This is a genomic window from Microbacterium sp. (assembly GCF_044508325.1).
GTDB lineage: Bacteria > Actinomycetota > Actinomycetes > Actinomycetales > Microbacteriaceae > Microbacterium.
This window is the reverse complement of record NZ_JBIQHX010000001.1, coordinates 151,170-174,158: the sequence shown is the minus strand read 5'-3', so window position 1 is coordinate 174,158 and position 22,989 is coordinate 151,170. Positions and strand designations below refer to the sequence as shown.

Here is a 22,989-nt window from a genome sequence, read left to right as displayed (position 1 = left end):
TGCCATGCTCGTCGCCTTCTCCGTCGCACCCATCGGCACCGGCCGCGCCGACGGCTCCGTGCACGACGCCGTCGCCGCCGCGGTCGCCGTCGTCCGCAGCTCGGGGCTGCCGCATCGCACGACCGCGATGTTCACCGAGCTCGAGGGCGAGTGGAGCGAGGTGATGGATGTCGTCCGGCGCGCCACCGAGGCGGTGATGCCGTTCGGCTCGCGGGTGTCCCTGGTGCTGAAGGCCGACATCCGCCCCGGCTACACGGGTGAGCTGGAGGGCAAGGTGCGCCGGCTGGAAGAGGCGCTGGGTGAGCCGGATGACTGACCCGACGTCGCCGGGAACGGGCGCCCTGCGCGCGGTCACGGACTCGATCCACGACGCCCGGCCGCGACGCCCCGAAGACATCGACGACCCCGATGTGCCCGTCGCGGCCACCGTCGTGCTGCTGCGCGACAGCGCCCGCGGCCCGGAGGTGCTCATGATGCAGCGTCCCGACCGCGGGTCGTTCGCGGGCGCCTGGGTCTTCCCCGGAGGAAGGATCGAGCCGAGCGATGCGGTGGGCGCCGACGACTCCGAACCCGTCATCGCCCGACGGGCCGGAGTGCGCGAGACCTTCGAGGAGGTCGGGATCGCCCTGGACCCGCAGCATCTGGTTCCGATGTCCCGGTGGGACCCTCCGCCCGGGATCGCACTGCGGATCCGCACCTGGTTCTTCGCGGCGCACGCGGTCGAGACCCGGGTCGTCCCCTCCGCGGAGGAGGTCGTGTCGGCGCAGTGGCTCCCTCCGGAGGAGGTGCTGCAGCGGCATGCGCGCGGCGAGGTCATGCTGTATCCGCCCACCTGGGTGACGCTGCACGGTCTGTCGGGCCAGGACGACGCGGAGGCCGCGCTCGCGGTCGTCCGGATGCGCGGCGTGGAGGAGTTCCAGACGATCGCCGCGCAGACTCCCGGCGGCACGGTCCTGCTCTGGCACGGCGACGCCGAGTACGCGGAGTTCGGCGCGGGGGCGGCATCGGCACGTCACCGTCTGGAGACCGGATCGCTGCCCTGGCGCTACGTGCGCACCGACTGAGTCACGGCGCCGGCTCGTCGAGGAGGCGCCGCAGGTGCGCGCCCACGGCCGCGGTCTCGATGAGGAAGCCGTCGTGCCCGAAGTCGCTGACCAGCACCGCGGCCTCGTCGCCGTCCAGCGTCCGGGGGATGCCGCGCGCGATGCGATGCTGCCCTTCGACGGGGAACAGCCGATCGCTGTCGATGCCCAGCACCAGTGACACCGCGGCCACCTGGGCGAGAGCGTCCTCGACGCCGCCGCGGCCGCGCCCGATGTCGTGCGAGTCCATGGCGCCGACCAGGCAGACGTACGAGTTCGCATCGAAGCGGCGGGTGAACTTGTTGCCGTGGAAGTCGAGGTACGACTCCACCGCGAAGCGTCCGCCACCGCCGAGCGGACTCACCTCGGACTGCCAGGATCGCTGGAAGCGCTGGTTGAGCTCGGTGGTGCTGCGGTAGTTCAGCAGCGCCATGCGGCGCGCCAGCGCGAGGCCCCGGTGCGGCCCGTCCCCGTCGCCGGCGTCGTAGTACTCGCCGCCCTGGAAGCGCGGATCGATCCGGATCGCCTCCAGCTGCACCGAGTTGAGTGCGATCTGGTCGGCGGTGTTCACCGGCGGGGCCGAGAGCACCGCGAGGCGGGCGACGCGCTCCGGGTGCGAGACCGCCCACTCCAGTGCGTGCATGCCGCCCATCGACCCGCCGACCACGGCCGCCCACCGATCGATGCCGAGTGCATCGGCCAGTCGCACCTGCGCTGCGACCTGGTCCCGGATCGTGAGGTACGGGAATCGCGACGCCCACTCGTAGCCGTCCGGAGCGATGCTGGCGGGGCCGGTGGAGCCCTGGCATCCACCCAGGATGTTGGGGGCCACGACGAACCACCGGTCGGTGTCGATGGGGCCGCCCGGGGCCACCACATCCCCCCACCACCCTGAGGTGGGGTGGCCGGGTCCGGCGGGCCCGCGCACATGGCTGTCCCCGGTGAGCGCGTGGCAGATCAGGACCGCGTTGTCGTGGGCGGCGTTCAGCTCTCCCCAGGTCTCGAACGCGATCCGGATGCCGGGAAGCGCCTCGCCGCCCTCGGTCTCGAACGCGCCGAAGGATGCGAACCGCCGGTCGCCGGCCGGGTCGCCGTCGCGCCACGCGCCGGTGGCCGGAGGGCGGCCCAGCAGCAGACGGGCGTCCGCCTCGGTCACCGGGGCCGACGGCACCGTGTCCTCCGAGATCTGCCAGTCCATCAGACCATTGTCCCCGGCCCTGCGCCGGTGCGACGCCGTGTTACGCCGTCGGAGGCGGCGCGTAGCCTCCCGCCATGGATGTCATGGAGTGGCTGATGCAGGGTGATCCCGCCATCCGCTGGCAGGTGATGCGCGACCTCGCGGATGCGCCCCCGGACGCTGTGGCGGCGGAGCGCGCTCGCGTGGCGCACGAAGGCTGGGGCGCGCGACTGCTCGGGCTGCAGGATCCCGGCGGCCGCTGGGACGGCGGAACCTACCGTCCGGGCTGGGTCGACGACGACCGCCCGTTCTTCGACGCCTGGACGGCCACGCACTTCTGCCTGCAGGCGCTCATGGAGTTCGGGCTCGATCCGGCCTCGCCCGCGGCCCGACGCGCCGTCGAGCGGGTTCGTCGCGGCGTGCGCTGGGAGCACGAGGGCGAGCCGTACTTCGACGGCGAGGCGGAACCGTGCATCAACGGCACTGCGCTGGCGATCGCCGCATACTTCGGCGAGGGCGGCGATCCCATCGTGGACACGGTGCTGGACTGGCATCTTCCCGACGGCGGCTGGAACTGCTGGGCGGCGTACGGTGCGCGGGTGTCTTCGTTCCACTCCACGATCTGCGCGATCGAGGGACTGCTCGCATGGGAGCGCGCCGGGGGAGAGTCGGCCGCGGCGTCGGCGGCGCGCCGGGCGGGGGAGGACTACCTCCTGGAGCGGGGGCTGCTGAACCGCAGGTCGACGGGGCGGATCGCCGATCCGCGGTTCGCGATGGTGTCGTATCCGGTGCGCTGGTACTACGACGTGCTGCGCGGGCTCGACCACTTCCGCCTCGCAGACCGCCGCGACCCGCGCCTGGCCCCGGCGGTCGAGCTGCTGCGTGCGAAGCGACGCGAGGACGGCCGCTGGGTGCGCGAACTGCACCACGAGGGGCCGCAGCTGATCGAGGTGGACGGCCGCGAGGGGGATCCCAGCCGGTGGATCACCCTGCGCGCCCTGCGGGTGCTGCGCTGGTGGGATGCGGCCCTGCCGGATCAGCCGAAGTCGTAGGGGCCGTTGACGAGCACCTCGGGCGAGCCGACGGTGCCGCCGATCGCGCAGTCGATCGCCGCTCCCGCGCCGGCTCCGGTGGGCTCGTAGCCGACGGTGACGCGGAAGGTGCCGTCGCTCTGCGGCTGGACGGCATCGGTCGAGTAGGGGAGCCGCTGGTAGTCGGAGACGGGGAAGTACTCCGTGGCGATGCCGGCGCAGATCGACCATGCCCCGAGGGCGGTCAGCGGGTCGTCGGGGGAGGCCTCGCCCGCGGGGGCGGACGCCGTCGGGGTGGGGGTGGCGGTGGCGGTCTCAGTCACCGTGACCGTGACCGTCGGCGCAGGCTCCGGCTCGGGCGCGCAGGCGGTCACGGCGAAGGCGGCGAAGACGAGCGCCGTCGCGGCGCACAGGGCACGGAACGGCACACGGCCTCCCTCTCTCGATGTGGATCCAGCGTAGCGAGGGAGGCCGTGTCGTCCGGGTCAGGCGCGCGCGGCCTCCGAGACGCGGCGGGCTGCGGAGAGCGCCTGCTCCAGGTCGGCCTTGAGGTCCTCGACGTTCTCCAGGCCCACCGACAGGCGCACCAGGCCCGGCGTGACGCCGGCCGTCAGCTGCTGCTCCGGCGTGAGCTGGGAGTGCGTGGTGGACGCGGGGTGGATCACCAGCGAGCGCACATCGCCGATGTTGGCGAGGTGGCTGAACAGGCTCAGTGCGTCGACGAACGCCCGGCCCGCCTCGATGCCGCCCTTGAGCTCGAACGACAGGACGGCGCCCACGCCCTTGGGCGCGTACTCGTTCGCGGCGGCGTACCACGGCGAGGTCGGCAGGCCGGCGTAGCTGACCGACGCGATGTCGTCCTGGTCGTCGAGCCACTCCGCGATCTCCTGCGCGTTCTGCACGTGGCGCTCGATGCGCAGCGACAGGGTCTCGATGCCCTGGATGAGCAGCCAGGCGCTGTTGGGCGAGATCGCGGCGCCGATGTCGCGCAGCAGCTGCACGCGGGCCTTGATGATGTAGGCGAGTCCGTCGCCGACCGCCGTCGTGTAGCTGGCGCCGTGGTAGGACGGGTCGGGCTCGGTGAGGCCGGGGAACTTGTCGACGTGCTTGGACCACTCGAACTTCCCGCCGTCGACGATGACGCCCCCGATGGTGGTGCCGTGGCCGCCGAGGAACTTCGTCGCGGAGTGCACGACGATGTCGGCGCCGTGCTCGAACGGGCGGATGAGGTAGGGCGTGGCGATCGTGTTGTCGACGATGAGCGGAACGCCGTTCTCGTGTGCGATGTCGGCGACCGCGCGGATGTCGAGGATGTTGATCTTCGGGTTGCCGATCGTCTCGGCGAAGAACAGCTTCGTGTTCGGGCGCACCGCGGCACGCCACTGCTCGGGGTCGTCCTGGTTCTCGACGAAGGTGACCTCGATGCCGAGCTTGGCGAGGGTGTACTTGAACAGGTTGTACGTGCCGCCGTAGATCGAGCTCGACGAGACGAAGTGGTCGCCGGCCTCGGCGATGTTCAGGATCGCGAAGGTCGACGCGGCCTGACCGCTGGACAGCAGCAGCGCGCCGGTGCCGCCCTCGAGCGCGGCCAGACGCTGCTCGACGACATCCTGCGTCGGGTTCTGGATGCGGGTGTAGATGTTCCCGAACTCCGCCAGGGCGAACAGGTTCGCAGCGTGGCCGGTGTTGTCGAACACGTAGGACGTGGTCTGGTAGATCGGCGTCGCACGCGACTTCGTCACCGGGTCGGGCTGCGCGCCCGCGTGGATCTGGGTGGTCTCGAAGCGCCAGTTCTCGGAAGCGGACATTGGGGACTCCTGCACATCGGGGCCACGGCGGGTTCCGAAGCCATCAGCGACGGTACGGACCCGGCACGCCCTGCGACAACGCGCGGGAAATGTTACGTAACATCGGGAACCATGACCAGACGTGCTGTCGTGACCGGGGCGAGTTCGGGGATCGGGGCGGCGACGGCCCGTGCGCTGCGTGCGACCGGGTGGGATGTCGTCGCCGTCGCGCGCCGCGCCGATCGCCTGGCGGCACTCGAGGCGGAGACCGGCGCCACCGCCTTCGCGGCGGACCTCACCCGCCGCGAGGACGTCGAGGCGCTCGTTCAGTGGCTCGCCGATTCCGGTCCCGTGCATGCGCTGGTGCACGTGGCCGGAGGGGCCCGCGGCACCGAGCGCATTGAGGACGCCGATCCCGACGACTGGACCTGGATGTACGAGGTCAACGTGCTCTCGGCCCAGCTGGTCGCCGCGGGGCTGCTCCCGCAGCTTCGTGCCGCGGCGGCCGACGGCGGCCACGCCGACATGGTGTTCGTCACCTCGACGGCGGCGTTCACGCCGTACCCGGGCGGGGGCGGCTACAACGCCGCCAAGGCGGCCGAGGCGATGGTGCCGCACGTGCTGCGCCTGGAGCTGAACGGCGAGCCCATCCGCGTCGTCGAGATCGCGCCCGGCATGGTCTACACCGAGGAGTTCACCGTGAACCGCCTCGGCGGCGACGAAGCCGCCGCCGCGCGGGTGTACGACGGGGTGGAGAACCCGCTCACCGCCGATGACGTCGCCGACGTCATCGCGTACGCCGTGAACGCGCCGGCGCACGTCAACCTGGACCTTGTGACCATGCGCCCGGTGGCGCAGTCGGCACAGCACCTGCTGGCCCGCGGACCGCTGCGGCCGCGTCCGTACGAGGCGTAGGTGCGGTGATGGCGATGACCCTGCCCGAGCTGGCCGAGGCCGGGCTGCTCGATCCCGGCTGGGCGGGCGCGCTCGCGCCGGTGGCGCCGGACATCGCCGCCCTGGGCGACCGGCTGCGCGCCGAGAACGCGGCGGGCAGGCGTTACCTGCCGGCCGGCGACCGCGTGCTGCGGGCGTTCCAGCGGCCGCTCGACGACGTCAAGGTCCTCATCGTCGGCCAGGACCCGTATCCGACGCCCGGCCACCCCATCGGGCTGTGCTTCGCGGTCGACCGCGCGGTGCGTCCGCTGCCGCGCAGCCTCGTGAACATCTACCAGGAGCTGCACGACGACCTGGGCATCCCGCCGGCGGAGCACGGTGACCTGTCGGCCTGGAGCGACCAGGGTGTGATGCTGCTGAACCGGGTGCTGACCGTGCGGCCGGGGGCGCCGGCATCCCATCGGGGCTGGGGGTGGGAGAAGGTCACCGAGCATGCGATCCGCACGCTGACGGCGCGGGACCGGCCGCTCGTCGCGATCCTGTGGGGGAGGGACGCGGCGAACCTCCGTCCGCTGCTGGGAGCGACGCCGGTCATCGAGTCGCCGCATCCGTCGCCGCTGTCGGCGAGCCGGGGCTTCTTCGGGTCGCGCCCGTTCTCGCGTGCCGACGCGCTGCTGCAGCAGCAGGGGGCGGCCCCGGTCGACTGGCGGCTGCCGGCCTGAGGCGGTCTAGGCTCGACCCGTGGCGGACTCATTCACGTTCCGGATCCGGCCGGCCCAGGAGCGCGACATCCCCGACATCCGCGAGATCTACAACCACTACGTCACCAACTCGGCGGTCACCTTCGACGAGGAGGAGTCGAGTCTCTCCTTCTGGCGCGACAAGCTCGCCCGGCTCGCCAGGGCCGGGCTGCCGTGCCTGGTGGCCGAGTCGCCCTCGGGGCAGATCCTCGGGTACGCGCTCGCCCAGCCGTGGTCGGCCAAGGCGGCTTACCGCTTCACCGTCGAGGACTCCATCTACCTCGGCCAGGCGTCCACCGGCAAGGGCCTCGGGCGCGCGCTCCTGGAGGCGCTGATCGCCGCCTGCGAGGATGCGGGAGTCCGCGAGATCATCGCCGTCATCAGCGACCGGGGCGCGGAGGCGTCCGTCGCGCTCCACCGCCGCCTCGGCTTCGTGGAGATCGGCCGGATGGGTCGGGTCGGGTTCAAGTTCGGACGGTGGCTCGGCGTCATCAACATGCAGAAGAGCCTGCGTCGCAGTCGCGCACCGCATCGATGAGCCGCTGCCACGGACCCTCCACCTCGGGGTCCTGCAGCTGCGCGTCCCGCTGCACCGGCTGACCGTCCACCGGGCATCGCGCCAGGATCCGCCACACGAACATGTCGGCTCCCCGCGGCGCAGACGGCTCGGCGGCCGTCTCCCACGGGCAGTCGCCGATGAGCTCGACCCAGTGCGGCACGTCGTGGTCCGGGGGCTCGGCGCTCCACTGGCGGCGCAGGCCGGCGATGCCGCCGGTGCGGGTCACCGTCACCCGCACCGGCGGCTCAGGCTCGAGGGGTCGGGTCATCCTTCAGCACGCCGACCGCGGTCCACGCGGTGCGGACCGCGGCGGTCTCCTCCGCATGCTCACCGTACTCCGCTGCGGCCGTCGCGAGGGTCGCCTCCGCGAAGGCGGCGAAGTCCGCCTCGTGTGCGAGTGATCCGCCCGTGAGCGTGCGATACCAGATCAGGCCGGCCCGCTCCCACGCCCGGCCGCCGAGGGCGGAGGCGACGAGGTAGAACGCGTGGTTGGGGATGCCGGAGTTGATGTGCACGCCGCCGTCGTCGTCCTCGGTGACGACGAAGTCGCGCATGTGCGCAGGCTGCGGATCCCTCCCGAGCACATCGTCGTCGTACGCGGTGCCCGGGGCCCTCAGCGATCGCAGGGCGTCTCCCTCCACGGCGGCGGTGAACACGCCGGCGCCGATGAGCCACGACGCCTCATCGGCGGTCTGGTCCCGCGCATGCTGCTCGGTGAGCGCCCCGAACACGTCCGAGAGCGACTCGTTGAGCGCGCCCGACTGGCCGCGGTACACGAGTCCGGCGGCGTGCTCGGTGACGCCGTGGGTCAGCTCGTGGGCGACGACGCTGAGCGACCCGGTGAACCCGGCGAAGATCTCGCCGTCGCCGTCGCCGAAGACCATGCGCGAGCCGTTCCAGAACGCGTTGTCGTAGTCGCGGCCGTAATGCACCGTGGCCCGCAGCGGCATGCCCGCGTCGTCGATCGAGTTGCGCCCGTACGCCTGCGAGAACAGGTCGAAGGTGGTGCCCAGGCCGTCGAACGCCTCGTTGACGGCGGTGTCGGCGACCGGCGGGTCGTCTTCGCGGCGCACCGTGACACCCGGAAGCCGCGTGCGGCCCTGCGCGTCGGAGACGGTGCGATCGGGCGCCGGCGTGGCTTCGGCCACGAGCGTGTCGCCGTCGATGCTGAGGGTGAGCCGGGTGCGGGGGCGGTACGAGCGCGGCGCCAGCAGCGTGCGCTGCGCGGCGTCGGCCGCGTGCGTGAACCGGGGGTGGTCGCTCGCGGCGATGCGCGCCAGCAGGTAGGGCGGGACGATCGCGCGGGGAAGCACCATGCGTCCGAGCGTACGCGGGCGGTGCGACGCCGTCAGGGATCGATGACCGGGATCGACGCGAGCAGGTGCCGGGTGTAGTCGTGCTCCGGGTGCTCGAGCACCCGGTCGGTCGCTCCGCTCTCGACGATGCGGCCATCCTTCATGACAGCGACCGCGTCGCAGAGATTGCGGACCACGCCGATGTCGTGCGAGACGAGCACCAGCGTCATCCCCTCGTCCCGCCGCAGCGCGCGCAGCAGGTCGAGGATCTGCGCGCGCACGGTCACGTCGAGCGCCGAGAGGGGCTCGTCGCCGACCAGCACGCGAGGCCGATGGACGATCGCGCGGGCCAGCGCGATGCGCTGGCGCTGCCCGCCGGAGAACTCGTGCGGGTAGCGGTCCGTCATCTCCGCCTCCAGGCCCACCCACTCCAGCACCTCGCGCACCCGGGCCCGGCGGTCGCCGTCGATCCCGAGCGCCCACAGCGGCTCGCCGACGATCCGGCCGATGTTCATGCGGGGGTCCAGCGACGCGTACGGATCCTGGAAGACGATGCCGGTCGCCCGGCGCAGCCAGTGCAGCGACCGCGCCGAGGCGCGCGCGTCGACCGGGCGGCCGTCGAAGGACACGCTGCCGGAGGTCGGTGAGTCCAGCGCCAGCAGCAGGCGCACGAGGGTGGTCTTCCCCGAGCCGGATTCGCCGATGAGCCCCACCGCCTCTCCGTCGCCCACGGTCAGGTCGGCATCCTCCAGCGCAGTCGCGAAGCGCTGCCGCTCGAACAGCGACTCCTTCGGGAGGGGATGCCTCCGCGTCAGTCCCGTGGCCTGGATCAGTGCCGTCACGACGGTCCTCCGGTGCGCCAGAGCGTGGACTTCGCGTCGCGCAGGAGCGCCTGCGTGATCGTCGAGCGCGGCTGGGTGAGCAGGTCGCGCACGGGCGCGGACTCGACGACGCGGCCCTGCGCGAGCACGACGCCGTCGGTCGCGATCTGCGACAGCACGGCGAGGTCGTGCGTGATGAACACCAGCGACATCCCGGACTCCTCCACCAGCCCCCGCAGCAGCTCGAGGATCTCGGCCTGGATCGTGACGTCGAGCGCGGTGGTCGGCTCGTCGGCGATCAGCAGCTGGGGCCCGCAGGCCAGGGCGATGGCGATGCCCACCCGCTGACGCTGACCCCCCGACAGCTCGTGCGGGTAGCGCTTGACGATGCGCTGGGGGTCCGGGAGGAACACCCTGCGCGCCTCCGCCACTGCGCGCGCGGCGGCGGCGCGCCGGCCCAGGCCCTCGTGGATGCGCACCGATTCCGCGATCTGACGGCCGACGGTCCGGATGGGGTTGAGCGCGGTGCGCGGCTCCTGGAAGACGATCCCGATCTCGTCGCCGCGCAGCCGGGCGAGTTCGCGATCGGGACGGCCGATCAGCTCGCGGCCGTTCCAGGTGATGCTTCCCGAGGCCTCGGCGCCCTGAGGGAGAAGGCCCAGCACGGCGAGGGCCGTGAGGGACTTCCCCGACCCGGACTCGCCGATCAGGCCCACCCGGGCGCCGTCCGGCACGGCGAACGAGACGCCGTCGACCACGCGCCGGCCGTCCAGGTCGATGACGAGGTCCTGCACCACGAGGCTCATGCGCGCACCCCCGGGACGTGGCGGATCGCCTCGCGCGGCGGCGCCATCGGATCGCGGCCGCGCGACAGGGTCGGGTCGGTGGCGTCCCGCAGCGAGTCGCCGAGCAGGTTCAGACCGAGCACGGTGAGCGTGATCGCAAGGCCCGGCCAGACCACGGCGATCGGATGAACGGTGATCTGCCGTTGGAGCTCGGCCAGGAGCACTCCCCAGGACGGCTCGGTCACGGGCGCACCGAACCCGAGGTACGACAGGCCGGCCTCGGCGAGGACCGCGATCGCCATGCCCCAGGAGAGCTGGACGATGAACACCGGCGCGACGTTGGGCAGCAGATGCCGCCACAGATTCTGCGCCGGCGTGAGCCCCGAGGCGCGGCCGGCCAGGACGAAGTCGCTGTGCAGCACGCGTCGCAGCTCGGGGCGGGTCACCCTCGCGATGTTCACGCCGAACCCGATGCCGACCGACCAGATCACCACCCAGAGCGAGCCGCCCCACACCGCCGAGATCATCATGGCGATCAGCAGCACCGGGAACGCGATCAGGATGTCGACCAGGACCGCGGTGGATTCGCGGATCCAGCGAGCGGTGAGCGCGCCCAGCGCCGCCAGGGCGAGCCCGATCACGGTGGCGATCGCACCGGCGCCCACCGCGACCAGGACGGCGGTCTTCGATCCCGCCATGATCAGGCTCAGGATGTCGCGCCCGGTGCCGTCCGTGCCCAGCAGATGCGGCCACCCCGGCAGCGCCCACCGGTCGGCGACGTCGGTGCGCCGAGTGCTGAACGGCGTCCAGAACACCGACACCAGCGCGACCGCGGCGACCACCCCCACGACGATGAGGCCGAATCGCCCCGTCGACGACCGCCACAGCCGGCGCAGCCAGCGGCCGCGGCTCATGAGTGGACCTCCGACTGGCGCAGGCGCGGATCGATCGCGCGATGGACGAGGTCGACGACGAATCCGACGATGAGCACGAATCCGGTGAGCACGAGCAGCTCGCTCTGCACCTTCGGCAGGTCGCGATTGGCGACGTCCGTCACCAGCATCCGTCCGATCCCGGGCAGGCCGAACAGCTGCTCGATCACGACCGCGCCCACGATGATGCCGGCCACCTGCAGCCCGAGGACCGTGATGATCGACAGCCCCACGTTCGGCAGGCCGTGGCGCACCAGCGCCTGGTCGCGGGTGAGGCCCTTCGCGGCCGCGGTGCGCACGTAGTCCTGGCCGACCGCCTGCAGAGTCGCACTCCGGACGAATCTCAGCAGCACCGCGCCTTCCACGATGCCGATCGTGAGCGCCGGCAGCAGCAGGGCGCGCAGGGCGAGGGCCGGATCCTGCCAGCCGGCCCGGGGGAAGCCCTGGGCGGGCAGCCAGCCGAGCCACACGGCGAACACGACGACGAGCATCATGCCCGCCCACACGACCGGCACGGCCGCCAGCGTCTGCGCCGTGACATTCAGCGCCGTGCCGTCGGCGTGCCGGCGCCGCATGGCCGAGAGGACGCCGAAGGGGATGCTGAAGGCCAGTGCGATGACGAGGGAGAGGATGCCCAGCGGGACGGTCACCGTGGCCTTCTGGGCGATCTCGCCGGCGACGGACGAACCCGTCAGCAGGGAGGTCCCGAGGTCCGCCCGCACCACCCCGCCGATCCACGCCGCGTACTGCGCCGGAAGGGGCAGGTCCAGCCCCAGCTGATCGCGGATCGCCTGGATCTGTGCGGGCGTCGCGTTCATCCCCGCCACGAGCTGGGCGACGTCGCCGGGGAGGACGCGGAGGGTCAGGAAGATGAGCGCGCTGGCCACGAACAGCCCCACGATGAGCAGGGCGAGCCGGGTCAGGGCGTAGCGGATCACCCCTTGCTCTTGCTGAGCTCGGCGAGGTTGATGCGGGCGTTGACGTTGTCGGCCGGGAATCCGGTGATCGCGGTGCTGACCGCCTGGACGGACTGCCAGTTGTAGAGCCAGTCCGCGGCCATGTCCTCGGAGACGATCCGCGCGGCCTGGCGCAGGTACTCCGAGGCCTCGGCCTCGTCGAGCGCGGACAGCGACTGCTGGAACAGCTGCTGCACCTGGGGGTTGTCGTACGTGAAGTAGTAGTCCGGGTTCGCCCAGTTCTCGAAATCGCGGGCCTCGGCGTGGTCGACGAGGCTCAGCTGGTAGTCGTGGTTGACGTACACGTCGTTGATCCAGGTCGGGAAGTCGACCTGCTCCACCTTGAGGGTGATGCCGACCTGATCGAGGTCGGAGACGAGCAGCTGTGCGAAGATCGTCGGATAGCCGTTGTACACGGTGAGGGTCAGCGTGGTGCCGTCGGCGCCGGCGTCGGCGAGCAGCGTGGCGGCCGCGTCGGGATCGTACGGAGCGACGTCCGAGAGGTCCTCATAGCCGGGGTCCAGCGGCGGGATCGGACCGTACAGCGGCAGCCCGGAGCCGGCGGCCTCGATGAGCGCCTCGTGGTCGATCGCCTGCCGGATCGCCTGACGCACCTCCTTGTTCGCGAGGGGACCGCTCGTGGAGTTCATCGCCAGCACCCACTTGTCGGTGGCCTTGCCGAGCACGAGCGCGAAGTCTCCGGTGGCCTCGATCTGGTCCTTCAGGGTGGCGTCGAACCCGGTGAGCACGTCGAACTCGCCGGCGAGGGCGCCGGTGAGGGCGGCCTGGCTGTCGGGCACGTAGTCGAACACGACCTCCGCGACCTTCGCCTTCTCACCCCAGTACTCCTCGTATCGGGTGAAGGTGATCGAGTCGCCCTGCTTCCAGTTGTCCAGCACGAACGGACCGGTGCCGTTGGCGGCGGTCTTGTAGTCGATCGTGTCGTCCTTCTTGAAGATCAGGCCCGCCCGGCCGGACAGGTTCCACAGCAGGGAGGAGTCCGGTTCGGACAGTGTCACGACGACGTCCTGCCCGTCCGCGGCGACCCCGGCGACCCGTGCCAGCCGCGCCGAGTCCGCCCATGTCGCGTCGGCCTTGTGGGTCTGCAGCGACCACACCACGTCATCGACCGTCATGGCCGACCCGTCGTGGAAGGTGACGCCGTCCCGCACCGTGAACGTGTAGGTGAGACCGTCGGGTGAGACGGTGTAATCGGACGCGAGCGCCGGGACGATCTCCTGCTCCGGGGTGCGCGAGACCAGCCCCTGGTAGATGTTGTCGATGAGGATCTGATCCAGCGCCGCGCCCGCTGTGGTGCGGATGTCCAGGTTCCCGGGCTCGAGCACCAGCCGGATCGCCACCGACGCGTTCGCGTCGGGCGCACCGGTCGTCGTGGGCGCCACCGGAGTCTCACCCGTGCACGCGGTCAGCAGCAGCCCGGCCGAAGCCACGACCGCCGACACGGCAAGAGCGACACGAAGCCGTCCAGAACGACGCATGGAGATCCTCACTCTCTGGGGGAGATATACCAGCCTAGGGTCAACGGGTCCGTGCCAGCGCCGCCAGGCGCCGGCCGAGGTCCGCCGGAAGCTCCTCCTGGACGTTGTGCCCGGAGGGGACGGAGAGGACGGATGCCTGCGGCACCCGGGCGGCGAAGTCCGCGGCGTCGGCGTCGGTGACGTAGCCGCGCTCCCCGCGGATGAGCGTGATGGGGGCGCGCACGGCGGCGAGGTCCTCCCACCCGGTTCCGATCAGGAGGGCGCGCATCGCGTCCTGGGCGGCTCCCATCGCGTCGGCGGCCGCGGGGTCGGCCGCCATGGCGTTCGCGAGATGGGCGAAGTGGTGCTTCCACTCCACCCGGCCGTCCGGGCGGACGCGGGAGTTGAAGTAGACCCCGCGCGCCGCCGCCTCGGGCGATCCGCCCAGTCCGAACGCGAGGGCGCGCGCGACGAGCTCGTCGCGGTCGGCCCAGTCGGTCGGACCGGCGAAGAACTCCCGCAGCTGCGCCGCCCCGCCGTCGGGATCGATCCCCGGCGTGATGTCGATGACCACGAGTTCGCGGACGAGGTCCGGCCGAGCGGCCGCGAGCGCCGCCGCCGTCAGGCCCCCCAGCGAATGCCCGACCAGCAGCTGCGGGCGATCGGTCCAGGCATCTACGCCGGTCGCGACGTCCGGCGCGAGCGTGCGCGCGACGTAGGCCATGTCGTCGCGCCAGGACGAGTCGCCGTGTCCGGGCAGATCGATCGCGAGCGCGGGGAGCCCCAGGGCGAGGATCGTCGTGTCCCAGGTGTGGGCGTTGAGCCCCGCCCCGTGCAGGAAGGTCACGGCGGGGGAGTGCCCGCCGTAGCGCAGGGCGCTGAGCACCCGGCCGTCGGCCAGCTCCAGGCGCAGGCGCTCGCCGGGCGGGATCGGCACATCCAGGCCCGCCTCGGCCGCCTGGGCCGGGAGGAAGGAGAACTCGTCGGCCGGTTCGCTCACGTCGGCCATTGTCGCGCCTGTGGGCGCGACGCGCGAATCCGCCATAGCCTGGAGTCATGTCTGCCGAACGCCGTGTGCACCTGTCGCGCGCCGCCCGTCCCGCCTACGACGCCCTGGCGGCCTTCTCGAAGACGGTGCGGACGATCGCGGACGAGGCGGGGATCGACGCGCGACTGCGGGAGCTGGTGCTCGTGCACGCATCCCAGCTCAATGGCTGCTCGTACTGCGTGCGCATGCACGTCGGCCGCGCCGTCGAGGCCGGACTCGACGCCGATGTCATCGCGCAGCTGGCGGCCTGGCGCGATTCCGGCGTCTTCGACGACCGGGAGCGTGCCGCCCTGGAGTTGACCGAGGCGTTCACCTTCATCCACGAGGACGGGATTCCCGACGACGTGTACGACCACGTCGGCGGGATCCTCAGCGAGCAGGAGTACGTGGCCCTGAGCTGGCTGCTCGTGTCGATCAACGCGTTCAACCGCATCGCGATCGCCGGCCGCTACCCCGTCCCGCCCCGAGAGGCGGCGCGACAGGGGTGAACCAGGACGGCACCGGGCCCCTCGTCGCGGGGGCGGTGAACTTCCGCGATGTCGGCGGCCTTCCCGCCGGCGGCGCCCGCACCCGCAGCGGAGTGCTGTTCCGCTCCGGCAGTCTCGCCCGGCTCGAGCCCGGGGGAGTGGACGCGCTCCGGGCTCTGGGCGTGCGCCGCGTCATCGACCTGCGCGAGGACGACGAGGTCCTGCGCGATCCGAGCCGTGTCGCAGGCCTTCCCCTGCACACCACCCGCATCCCGCTGTTCCTCGGATCGGTCGCCTCGTTCTTCGAGGAGGACCGGAGCCTTCCCGAGATGTATGCGGCGCTCGTCGACGGGTCGGCCGACGCCATCGTGCAGGTCGTGCGGGGCATCGTCGAGGAGCAGCCGGTGCTCGTGCACTGCACGGTCGGAAAGGACCGCACGGGCGTGACCGTCGCGGTCACCCTGGCTGCCGCCGGTGTCGACACCGCGGCCGTCGTCGCCGACTACGCGCGCACGGAGTCGCTGCTCCCGCCGCGACGCAGCCGGGCGGCGCTGGAGTATCTGCGTGCGCGGCATCCCCACGCCGTCCACCTCGAGGACCTCGTCACCCGTTCCCCGGCGTCCGTGATGAACGCCCTGCTCGCCGACCTGCAGGCGCGCTACGGATCGGCCGCCGACTACCTGCGCGCGCACAGTCTCGCCGACGACGAGGTCGCCGAGCTGCGCCGCGTCCTCACCGACCGTATCGCTCAGTGAGAGAAGGTAAGGCAACCCTTCCCTCCGCGGTATACTGTTTCGCGTCATGAACCCCTCGGAGCACAACGCCCACGCCTGCCGGCGCTCGGGCCACGCGCGCGTGCAGCACCTCATCACCGCCGACGAGTCGTCGCTGGTCGAGCTCGAGACGCTGCTGGCCACGCTGCCGCTGTGCTCGACCGGGCGCGTGTTCGTGGAGGTGCCCGAGGCCTCGTGGATCTGCGACATCGAGGTCCCCGCCCGCATGGTCCTCACCTGGCTCGATCGCTCGGCCCGCACCGGTGCCCCGGGCACCGGTCACCCCTGTGCGCCGGGGGCAGCCCTGACCCGTGCGGTGACCGCCTGGGCCGACGAGATGCTGTGCGACGAGGCGGACTGCGCGGACGGCACCCGCATCCACCTGCTGGGCGGCTACCTGGGCACCGCCGACATCGCCGAGCACCTGACCGAGCGGCTGCGCATCCCCGCCGCGCGGATCGCGGCGCCGGAGCGCTTCGGACTGCTCACCTCCCGCTGAGCGGGCGGCGCGGCAGATAGCGCCCGTCCTCCAGGCCCGCCTCGATCTCGAAGCGGTTGCGCAGCGGGTCGCGTCCGGCGAGCAGGTACAGCAGCGGCATGAGGAATCCGTATCGCCGCCACTGCGCCTTGTGCACCGCCTCGTGGGCGAGCAGACGGTCGTCGACGGGGTCGTCGCCGGTGAGGAAGCAGCCGCCCACGCAGACCCCGCCGCGGGGATACAGGCGCTTGGGAAGTCCGCGGAAGATCCACAGCCCGTGCGACCGCTCGACCCGTCCGGTGCTCCACAGCAGTCCCCAGATCCAGCCGACCGTGCACCCGTACCAGTAGCCGACGAGGCTGATCGGCGAGTCCAGCAGGAACGCCGGGATCCATCTGTCCTGCGAGGTCACGCCAGCGCTCCGACGACGCGCAGGATGGCGCCGAGGTCATCGACGGCCGCTGCCGGGTTCGCCGGGGCGAAGCCGGTGATCGCGGCGCCCGCCAGCGGCACCGTGGCGCGCAGTCGCTGCAGGGCCGCCACCAGCTGCGGCACGTCGACGCCGAACGGGACCGGCGCGGTGACACCGCCCAGGGCGGCCGGGTCCAGCACGTCGAGGTCGACGTGGACGAACACCGCGGACGCGCCGGTCGCCGCCACCGCGTCGGCCAGCGCCGTCGGCTCGGCCAGCTGCGCCGCGGTGACCCGGGCGGCGAGGTCGGCCGCGCGGGCCGTCTCGGCGTCGTCGAGGGCCCGGGTGCCGGCCAGCACCACACGCGACGGCGGGATCGTGCCGGGCGGGAGCGAGAGGCCCTCGGGGCCGTCGCCGAGGACCGCGGACAGCGCCATTCCCGCGAAGGCGCCGGAGGGCGAGGTCTCGGGCGTGTTGAGGTCGGGGTGCGCGTCGAGCCAGACGACGGCGAGCCCGGACGTGCGGGCCGCGACCGCGCCGATCGCGGCGACCGAGACCCCGCAGTCCCCGCCCACGACCACGACGGGATCGGCGCGCCCGGCGAGCGCCTCGTCGAGCTGGGAGCGGATGCGCGTCAGCGCGCTGTAGCGGCGCACCCCGGTCTCCAGGGCTTCGCCGGCCTCCAGAGGCAGCTCGAGGGTGACGCACGCCGCACGCGGAAGGTCTCCGGCGATCGCCTGCGCTCCGTCGACGAGCATCATGGCCCGCGCGGACGGCGACCCCTGCCACTGCGGGGCGATCACGAACCGGGCCATGGGTTCATCCTTCCGCACTCGTGCGACGAGCGCCGCATCCTGGTGAGGAAGCGGCGCCCGTCGTGCGCGCTCAGTCCGCCGACGCGTCGATCGCGGCCTGCTCCTTCGTCGCCCCGACGGCGGGCGCGCCCGCCTTCAGCGCGGCCAGCCGGGCCTCGACCTCGGTCAGCTCGCCGAGGTCGTCGAGCGAGTTGAACTGCGCGTCGAGCGTCGAGGCGGCCAGCTCCTGCTTGCCCTGTGCGAGCGCCTCCTGGCGGCGCACCTTGTCCTCGAAGCGGCCGAGGTCGCTCGTGGGGTCCAGGACGTCGATCGACTTGACCGCGTCGTGCACCTTGTTCTGCGCCTCGGCGACCTTGGCCCGCGACAGCAGCTCGGAGCGCTTCGACTTCAGCTGCTCGAGCTTCTGCTTCATTCCGTTGAGGCCGTCCTTGAGCTTGTTGACCACCTCGTTCTGCGCGGCGATGGTCGGCTCGGCGCTCTTGGCCTCGTTCTCGGACGAGATCTGGCGCTGCAGGGCGATCTTGGCGAGATTGTCGAACTTGTCGGCATCCGCCGTGTTCCCGCCCGCGCGCAGCTCGTCGGCCTTGCGACTGGCGGCGAGGGCCTTCTGTCCCCACTCCGCGGCCGCCTGCACATCCTCCTGGTGGTCGCGCTCGAGCAGCCGCAGGTTCCCGATGGTCTCCGCGATGGCCGACTCTGCATCCGCGATGTTGTTGGTGTAGTCGCGGACCAGCTGGTCGAGCATCTTCTGGGGATCCTCCGCCTGGTCGAGCAGAGCGTTGATGTTGGCTCTCACGAGCGTCGAGATGCGCCCGAAGATGGACTGCTTTGCCATCGTGTGTTCCTTCCTTTCCGAAGTTCTCTCGGCGGCCTAGAAGCGGCCGCCTCCCCTGCGGCCGCGGGTTCCGCCGCCGCCGAAGCTGCCTGGGCTGCGGCCTCCGCCGCCGCCGAACATGCCCCCGCCCATCGAGGGTCCGCGGCGCCTGCTGCCGCCGCCGGCCCCGCCGCCGAGCATCGAGTTGATCACGATGCCGCCGAGCACGGCGCCGAGGATGTTTCCCCCGCCGCCTCCGCCGCCGCCGCCGAGCATCCCGCCCATGCCGCCGCCCTGGAAGGCGCCGACGTCGTTCTGGGCGAGCTGGATCGCCTGCCCGGCCAGCAGGTTGGCGCGCTGCGCGGAGGCGAGCGCCTGGGCGGGGTCGGATGCCTGCAGCTGACGGGCGTGCACGAGGGAGGCCCCCGCCTCGGCGAGACGGGTGCGTGCGTCCGCACCCACGGCGCCCCGCCGGGCGGTGATGTAGTCCTCCGCCGCCGAAACCTGCGCCTGGGCCTGCATCATGAGCTGGCCGAGCTGCTGCTGGGCGCGCTGCGCGGCCTGCTGCTGGTCGCGCACGCCCGCGATGAGCGTGTCGATCTGCGTGTTCGCGGCCTCGAGCGACTCGAGCACCTGCAGCGGCGCCAGCTGTGGGCCGGCGGTCGCCGCGGTCGCAGACGAGATCGCCTGCTGGGTCGACGCGATGACCGGTGCGAGCCGGCCGTCGGGGTCGGGCAGGGCGGACGCGGCTGCGACGTCCTGCTGCAGGTTGGCCACCAGCTCCTTGATGGAGCCCTCCGCCTTCGCGAGATCGTCGCCGAGCTTGGCGACGGCGTCGGTCAGCAGGCCCGCCTGGTCCACGGCCTCTTCGGCGGCGCGGATGCCGACGGCGGCCTGGCCGCCGTCGCCCGCGCCGATGGCCTGCTGCGCGGCGGCGAGCTGCTCGTCGGCGAAGGCCAGCCGCTGTCGCGCCTGGACGGGATTGTCGGCGATCGTGGCCAGCGCCGTGGGCGCATAGCGGGCGCCGAGGGCGGCGAGGGTTGCCTCGGCCTGCGCGATGCGCGGCTCGGTCGCCGCGCGCAGCTCCTGCACCTTCGCGAGCGCCTCCGGCGCGTTCTTCTCCAGCTTGCGCAGCTCGTCGAAGGCGGCCGCCTTCTCGTCGAGCATCGTGCTCGCCTCGCGACACAGCTGGACGATCTGCGCGTTCCAGGACCGCACCTCGTCCTCGGTGTCGGGGGTGGAGTCGTCGAGCTTCTGCTTGAGGTGGAACGCCTGGTTCAGGTTCTCCTTGGCGGATTCCAGCGCCGCAGCGAACTCGGTGGTCGCGGCGTCGCCGAACTGTGCGCGGGCGAAGCCCAGCTCCTCTTCGCTCGTCTTGATCGCATCGTCGGTCTCCACCAGCGCCGAGCCGGCCTGGCGCTCCAGGTCCTTCGTCGAGAGCTGCTCGACCGGGGGGTGAGCACCGCCGCCCCCGACGCGGGCCTTGCGGCGGCTGCGCACGACGAGCCAGATCACGAGGCCGATCACGGCCAGCACGACCACGACGATGAGGATGACCGAGATCGTGCCGCCGCCGGCGTCGCCGCTGCTGCCGCCGCCGGTTCCGCCGCCCGCAGCGTCGGCCAGGCCGTTCGCGGCGGCGTCGACGGCGCCGAGCCAGTTCTCCGCCTGCAGCTGCGGCTGGATGAGCTGCTGCTCGATCGTGCCGAGCTGATCGCCGGTGACCGGGCCCGCGCTGTCACCGGAGAGGTAGTACTGCCGGCCCTCGACCGCGACGGCGAGGAGGTACTGCGTCGGGCCGAGGCCGTTCGATTCGGCGACCTGGTTCGCCCACTGCTCGGAGCCGGCGGGGTTGGTGAAATCGTCGACGAAGACGACCCACAGGTCGAGGCCGGTCTGCGCCCGGAACTGCTCGAGGCGCTGCTGGGCGCGCGTCTCGTCCGCCGCGCTGAGTGCGCCGGCCTCGTCGAGCACGTAGCCCGATCCCAGGTCGACGGGGTCGGTCATCGGCGCGGCCAGCGCCGCCGTCGGACCCGCCGCCACGAGCGTCAGCAGCGCGATCGCCGCCGCCCAGCCTCTCCGCATTGCGCCCCCCTCGTCGTGCGTCCGATGTCCACTCTATTGATGGCGCGTCGCGCGGCGATAGGCCCCGCACTCGGTAGCGTGCTGCGTCGGGGGGAACGCCATGGACGACCGTTACGGGCACGATGTGCTCGCCGCAGGATGGCGGGAACGGATGACGCCGCGCATCGCGGAGGTGGAGGCATCCCGCGGTCTCGTCCTGGAGTTGGCCGCAGACGGCTTCGTCGGAGAGGTGATGCGGGCCGGGCCGCGCGAGCTGGAGCTGGAGGACCGCCACGGCCGGCGCCGGCTGTTCCCGCTGGACGCGGGATTCCTGCTCGAGGGCGAGCCGGTCCGGCTCCTGCCGCCGCGACCTGCGCCTGCCGCGCCGCGGCGTCGGCGCACGGCGTCCGGGTCGTTCGCGGTCGAGCAGGCGCGCGCCAGGGTCGCGCGAGCCGGGCGCATCTTCGTGGAGGGCCGCCACGACGCCGAGCTCGTCGAGAAGGTGTGGGGCGACGATCTTCGGGTCGAGGGCGTCGTCGTGGAGTATCTGCAGGGCGTCGACCTGCTGGATGCCGCGCTGCGCGAGGACCCGCCCTCGCCGTCGCGGCGGTGCGGGGTCCTCGTCGACCACCTCGTGCCGGGATCGAAGGAGTCGCGCATCGCCGCAGACGTGGCCGCCGGTCCGTTCGGCGCCCACGTCCTGATCGTGGGCCACCCGTTCGTGGACGTGTGGCAGTGCGTGACGCCGCGCGCCCTCGGCATCCCGCGCTGGCCGGACGTGCCGCGCGGCGTCGACTGGAAGACGGGCGTGTGCCGCGCGCTCGGCTGGCCGGCCCAGTCGCAGGCCGACATCGCGCGCGCCTGGCAGCGGGTGCTCGGGGCGGTGTCGGGCTATCGCGACCTCGAGCCGGCGCTGCTGGGCCGTGTCGAGCAGCTCATCGACTTCGTGACCGCGGAGTGACCGCGCCGCATCGGTAGCCTGGACGGATGTCTCAGCCGCCCGACGCGCCCCGCGCCTTCCGCGACGCGCCGGTGTCGTTCGTGCGTCGCAGCGGCCGGATGTCGGACGCCCAGGAGCGGGCGTTCGCGCAGCTGGCCCCCCGGTACCTGCTCGATGTCCCGCGCGATGCGGCCGCGACCTCGGTGCACCCCGACGCGCGGCTCGATCCCGCGGCCGAGTACGGGCGCACGGCGCCGCTGGTCGTCGAGGTCGGGTCGGGGCAGGGGCAGGCGATCGTGCACGCGGCGTCCACGCGCCCGGACGACGACTTCCTGGCCGTCGAGGTCTACCTCGCAGGGCTCGCGCGCACGATGCTCGAGGCCGATCGCGCCGGAGCGGGCAACCTCCGCCTCGTGGAGGCGAACGCGCCGGAGGTGCTCGGGCATCTGCTGCCGGAGGCATCCGTCCGCGAGCTCTGGGTCTTCTTCCCCGATCCCTGGCACAAGTCACGCCACCGCAAGCGGCGACTGGTCAAGCCGGGCTTCGGCGCGCTCGCCGCGCGCGCACTCGAGGACGGCGGGATGCTGCGGCTCGCCACCGACTGGGAGGACTACGCCCTGCAGATGCGCGACGTGCTCGACGCGGAGCCCGCCTTCGAGCGCGCGTTCCGCGGGGAGTGGGCGCCCCGCTTCGACGGCCGCGTCGTGACCGCCTTCGAGCGCAAGGGCGCCGCGGCGGGACGGGTGATCCGCGACCTCGCCTACCGGAGAAGGGACCGCCCGTGACCGCGCGTGCAGCGGTCCCGGTCGCGCGCCCGCTCGTGTCGATCGAGCTGGTGCCGGCGCTGCTGGTGTGCGCCGCCGCACCGGCGTTCTTCGTGCTGCTGGTTCCCTGGCTCGGCTGGCTGCTGCTCGCGGCCGGCCTCGTGATCGCCGCCGTCCTGCCCGGTCGCGCATCGCTGCTGCGCGATCTGTCGCTCATCGCGATCGGGCTGCTGATCGTGAGCTCGATCCCCCTTGCGGCGCAGCTGGACAACGCGGCGATGCTGCGCTTCACCCTCGCGCTCGGCGGCGCCGTCGTCGTCCCGTACGTCGTGTCCCGCTGGGTCTACCGCGATCGCGCGATCCGGTTCCCCTGGCGCGGCGGAGGGCGCTGGGGCCGGCTGCACTGGAGCTGGCTCGTGGCGGTCCTGGTCCTCGGCTGGCTGATCCTGCCCTTCTACTTCATCAGCTCGGGCGTGTATCAGAACTGGCCGGTCGTCGACACACCCGAACTCATCGCCCGGCTGTTCGTCGGCGTCGGCGCCGTCGGCATCTGGGACGAGCTGTTCTTCATCTGCACGTGCTTCGCGCTGCTGCGCCGCCACTTCCCGGACGCGCTGGCCAACGGCCTGCAGGCGATCGTCTTCGTGTCGTTCCTGTGGGAGCTGGGATACCGCGCATGGGGTCCGGTGCTGACGATCCCGTTCGCGCTGCTGCAGGGGTTCATCTTCATGAGGACGCACTCTCTTGCCTACGTCGTCACCGTGCACCTGCTGTTCGACGCCGTGGTCTTCGCGGTGCTGGTGCACGCGCACAACCCCGGGCTGCTCAGCGGTTTCTTCCTCATCTCGCCCTGAGCCGCCCTGCCATCGCCCAGGAT

The 22,989-nt window shown here is 72.3% G+C and carries 27 protein-coding genes; 12 read left to right on the top strand and 15 right to left on the bottom strand.

Annotated features, from left to right (window positions below; genetic code table 11):
* The first annotated feature begins 4 nt into the window (after window positions 1-4).
* Window positions 5-316 (top strand): MTH1187 family thiamine-binding protein, encoded by a 312-nt coding sequence (locus tag ACIWQI_RS00850; RefSeq protein ID WP_396655159.1) that lies wholly within the window; start codon window positions 5-7, stop codon window positions 314-316.
* Window positions 309-1,064, top strand: a complete 756-nt coding sequence (locus ACIWQI_RS00845; protein WP_396655158.1) for an NUDIX hydrolase — start codon at window positions 309-311, stop codon at window positions 1,062-1,064. The genes ACIWQI_RS00850 and ACIWQI_RS00845 overlap by 8 nt, the downstream gene beginning before the upstream one ends.
* A 1-nt stretch (window position 1,065) precedes the next feature.
* Here ACIWQI_RS00845 and ACIWQI_RS00840 read toward each other — a convergent pair whose 3' ends face one another.
* The gene (locus tag ACIWQI_RS00840) at window positions 1,066-2,280 is read right to left on the bottom strand and encodes a homoserine O-acetyltransferase (protein ID WP_396655157.1); all 1,215 of its coding nucleotides are present in this window, start codon (window positions 2,278-2,280) and stop codon (window positions 1,066-1,068) included.
* 74 nt (window positions 2,281-2,354) lie between these two features.
* Between ACIWQI_RS00840 and ACIWQI_RS00835 the strand changes: the two genes are divergently transcribed.
* Complete coding sequence (locus tag ACIWQI_RS00835; protein WP_396655156.1) at window positions 2,355-3,311, top strand: hypothetical protein; 957 nt, start codon at window positions 2,355-2,357, stop codon at window positions 3,309-3,311.
* Here the strand turns inward: ACIWQI_RS00835 and ACIWQI_RS00830 are convergent.
* Both ACIWQI_RS00830 and ACIWQI_RS00825 read right to left on the bottom strand, forming a co-directional pair.
* Complete coding sequence (locus tag ACIWQI_RS00830; protein ID WP_396655155.1) at window positions 3,296-3,718, bottom strand: hypothetical protein; 423 nt, start codon at window positions 3,716-3,718, stop codon at window positions 3,296-3,298. The two genes, ACIWQI_RS00835 and ACIWQI_RS00830, sit on opposite strands and share 16 nt — an antisense overlap.
* Window positions 3,719-3,775: 57 nt before the next feature.
* A complete protein-coding gene (locus ACIWQI_RS00825; RefSeq protein ID WP_396655154.1) occupies window positions 3,776-5,098 on the bottom strand; it encodes a bifunctional o-acetylhomoserine/o-acetylserine sulfhydrylase in 1,323 nt (440 codons plus the stop codon).
* Between the two features lie 111 nt (window positions 5,099-5,209).
* On the opposite strand from ACIWQI_RS00825, the gene ACIWQI_RS00820 reads away from it, so the two are divergent.
* The 3 genes from ACIWQI_RS00820 to ACIWQI_RS00810 are packed head-to-tail and all read left to right on the top strand — an operon-like array spanning window position 5,210 to window position 7,249.
* Window positions 5,210-5,992, top strand: coding sequence for an SDR family oxidoreductase (locus ACIWQI_RS00820; RefSeq protein ID WP_396655153.1), 783 nt, complete (start codon window positions 5,210-5,212; stop codon window positions 5,990-5,992).
* A gap of 8 nt (window positions 5,993-6,000) precedes the next feature.
* A complete protein-coding gene (locus tag ACIWQI_RS00815; protein ID WP_396655152.1) occupies window positions 6,001-6,693 on the top strand; it encodes a uracil-DNA glycosylase in 693 nt (230 codons plus the stop codon).
* A 19-nt stretch (window positions 6,694-6,712) separates the two neighbouring features.
* The gene (locus ACIWQI_RS00810) at window positions 6,713-7,249 is read left to right on the top strand and encodes a GNAT family N-acetyltransferase (RefSeq protein ID WP_396655151.1); all 537 of its coding nucleotides are present in this window, start codon (window positions 6,713-6,715) and stop codon (window positions 7,247-7,249) included.
* On the opposite strand, the gene ACIWQI_RS00805 is transcribed toward ACIWQI_RS00810, so the two are convergent.
* The 8 genes from ACIWQI_RS00805 to ACIWQI_RS00770 are packed head-to-tail and all read right to left on the bottom strand — an operon-like array spanning window position 7,203 to window position 14,546.
* Window positions 7,203-7,538, bottom strand: coding sequence for a hypothetical protein (locus ACIWQI_RS00805; protein ID WP_396655150.1), 336 nt, complete (start codon window positions 7,536-7,538; stop codon window positions 7,203-7,205). The genes ACIWQI_RS00810 and ACIWQI_RS00805 overlap by 47 nt on opposite strands.
* A complete protein-coding gene (locus ACIWQI_RS00800) occupies window positions 7,516-8,586 on the bottom strand; it encodes a M4 family metallopeptidase (RefSeq protein WP_396655149.1) in 1,071 nt (356 codons plus the stop codon). The genes ACIWQI_RS00805 and ACIWQI_RS00800 overlap by 23 nt, the downstream gene beginning before the upstream one ends.
* A gap of 32 nt (window positions 8,587-8,618) precedes the next feature.
* Window positions 8,619-9,398 (bottom strand): ABC transporter ATP-binding protein, encoded by a 780-nt coding sequence (locus ACIWQI_RS00795; RefSeq protein ID WP_396655294.1) that lies wholly within the window; start codon window positions 9,396-9,398, stop codon window positions 8,619-8,621.
* Between the two features lie 5 nt (window positions 9,399-9,403).
* On the bottom strand, window positions 9,404-10,192 hold the full coding sequence (locus ACIWQI_RS00790) for an ABC transporter ATP-binding protein (protein WP_396655148.1): 789 nt from the start codon (window positions 10,190-10,192) through the stop codon (window positions 9,404-9,406).
* The gene (locus ACIWQI_RS00785; protein WP_396655147.1) at window positions 10,189-11,085 is read right to left on the bottom strand and encodes an ABC transporter permease; all 897 of its coding nucleotides are present in this window, start codon (window positions 11,083-11,085) and stop codon (window positions 10,189-10,191) included. The genes ACIWQI_RS00790 and ACIWQI_RS00785 overlap by 4 nt, the downstream gene beginning before the upstream one ends.
* Window positions 11,082-12,041, bottom strand: coding sequence for an ABC transporter permease (locus ACIWQI_RS00780; protein WP_396655146.1), 960 nt, complete (start codon window positions 12,039-12,041; stop codon window positions 11,082-11,084). The genes ACIWQI_RS00785 and ACIWQI_RS00780 overlap by 4 nt, the downstream gene beginning before the upstream one ends.
* Entirely contained in the window at window positions 12,038-13,558 is a 1,521-nt protein-coding gene (locus tag ACIWQI_RS00775) for an ABC transporter substrate-binding protein (RefSeq protein ID WP_396655145.1), read from the bottom strand. The genes ACIWQI_RS00780 and ACIWQI_RS00775 overlap by 4 nt, the downstream gene beginning before the upstream one ends.
* A gap of 40 nt (window positions 13,559-13,598) precedes the next feature.
* Entirely contained in the window at window positions 13,599-14,546 is a 948-nt protein-coding gene (locus ACIWQI_RS00770) for an alpha/beta fold hydrolase (RefSeq protein WP_396655144.1), read from the bottom strand.
* Window positions 14,547-14,593: 47 nt separating this feature from the next.
* Here ACIWQI_RS00770 and ACIWQI_RS00765 point away from each other — a divergent pair, with 47 nt between their 5' ends.
* The 3 genes from ACIWQI_RS00765 to ACIWQI_RS00755 are packed head-to-tail and all read left to right on the top strand — an operon-like array spanning window position 14,594 to window position 16,324.
* Window positions 14,594-15,073 carry a carboxymuconolactone decarboxylase family protein gene (locus ACIWQI_RS00765; RefSeq protein ID WP_396655143.1) on the top strand — a complete coding sequence of 160 codons (480 nt, stop codon included), beginning with the start codon at window positions 14,594-14,596 and terminating at the stop codon, window positions 15,071-15,073.
* Window positions 15,070-15,807 carry a tyrosine-protein phosphatase gene (locus ACIWQI_RS00760; protein ID WP_396655141.1) on the top strand — a complete coding sequence of 246 codons (738 nt, stop codon included), beginning with the start codon at window positions 15,070-15,072 and terminating at the stop codon, window positions 15,805-15,807. Before ACIWQI_RS00765 ends, ACIWQI_RS00760 begins: the two co-directional genes overlap by 4 nt.
* 46 nt (window positions 15,808-15,853) lie before the next feature.
* A complete protein-coding gene (locus ACIWQI_RS00755; protein ID WP_396655140.1) occupies window positions 15,854-16,324 on the top strand; it encodes an SIP domain-containing protein in 471 nt (156 codons plus the stop codon).
* Here the strand turns inward: ACIWQI_RS00755 and ACIWQI_RS00750 are convergent.
* The 4 genes from ACIWQI_RS00750 to ACIWQI_RS00735 form a co-directional block, all read right to left on the bottom strand.
* Complete coding sequence (locus ACIWQI_RS00750) at window positions 16,311-16,715, bottom strand: Fe-S oxidoreductase (protein WP_396655139.1); 405 nt, start codon at window positions 16,713-16,715, stop codon at window positions 16,311-16,313. The genes ACIWQI_RS00755 and ACIWQI_RS00750 overlap by 14 nt on opposite strands.
* Window positions 16,712-17,530: an arginase family protein gene (locus tag ACIWQI_RS00745; protein ID WP_396655138.1), complete on the bottom strand. Its 819-nt coding sequence runs from the start codon at window positions 17,528-17,530 to the stop codon at window positions 16,712-16,714. Before ACIWQI_RS00745 ends, ACIWQI_RS00750 begins: the two co-directional genes overlap by 4 nt.
* A gap of 70 nt (window positions 17,531-17,600) precedes the next feature.
* Window positions 17,601-18,365 (bottom strand): PspA/IM30 family protein, encoded by a 765-nt coding sequence (locus ACIWQI_RS00740; protein WP_396655137.1) that lies wholly within the window; start codon window positions 18,363-18,365, stop codon window positions 17,601-17,603.
* Between the two features lie 36 nt (window positions 18,366-18,401).
* Window positions 18,402-20,429, bottom strand: coding sequence for a TPM domain-containing protein (locus ACIWQI_RS00735; protein ID WP_396655136.1), 2,028 nt, complete (start codon window positions 20,427-20,429; stop codon window positions 18,402-18,404).
* A 100-nt stretch (window positions 20,430-20,529) separates the two neighbouring features.
* On the opposite strand from ACIWQI_RS00735, the gene ACIWQI_RS00730 reads away from it, so the two are divergent.
* The 3 genes from ACIWQI_RS00730 to ACIWQI_RS00720 are packed head-to-tail and all read left to right on the top strand — an operon-like array spanning window position 20,530 to window position 22,966.
* Window positions 20,530-21,369 (top strand): DUF3097 family protein, encoded by an 840-nt coding sequence (locus ACIWQI_RS00730; protein ID WP_396655135.1) that lies wholly within the window; start codon window positions 20,530-20,532, stop codon window positions 21,367-21,369.
* Between the two features lie 26 nt (window positions 21,370-21,395).
* On the top strand, window positions 21,396-22,133 hold the full coding sequence (gene trmB / locus ACIWQI_RS00725; RefSeq protein ID WP_396655134.1) for a tRNA (guanosine(46)-N7)-methyltransferase TrmB: 738 nt from the start codon (window positions 21,396-21,398) through the stop codon (window positions 22,131-22,133).
* On the top strand, window positions 22,130-22,966 hold the full coding sequence (locus tag ACIWQI_RS00720; protein ID WP_396655133.1) for a CPBP family intramembrane glutamic endopeptidase: 837 nt from the start codon (window positions 22,130-22,132) through the stop codon (window positions 22,964-22,966). Before trmB ends, ACIWQI_RS00720 begins: the two co-directional genes overlap by 4 nt.
* Window positions 22,967-22,989: the final 23 nt, after the last annotated feature.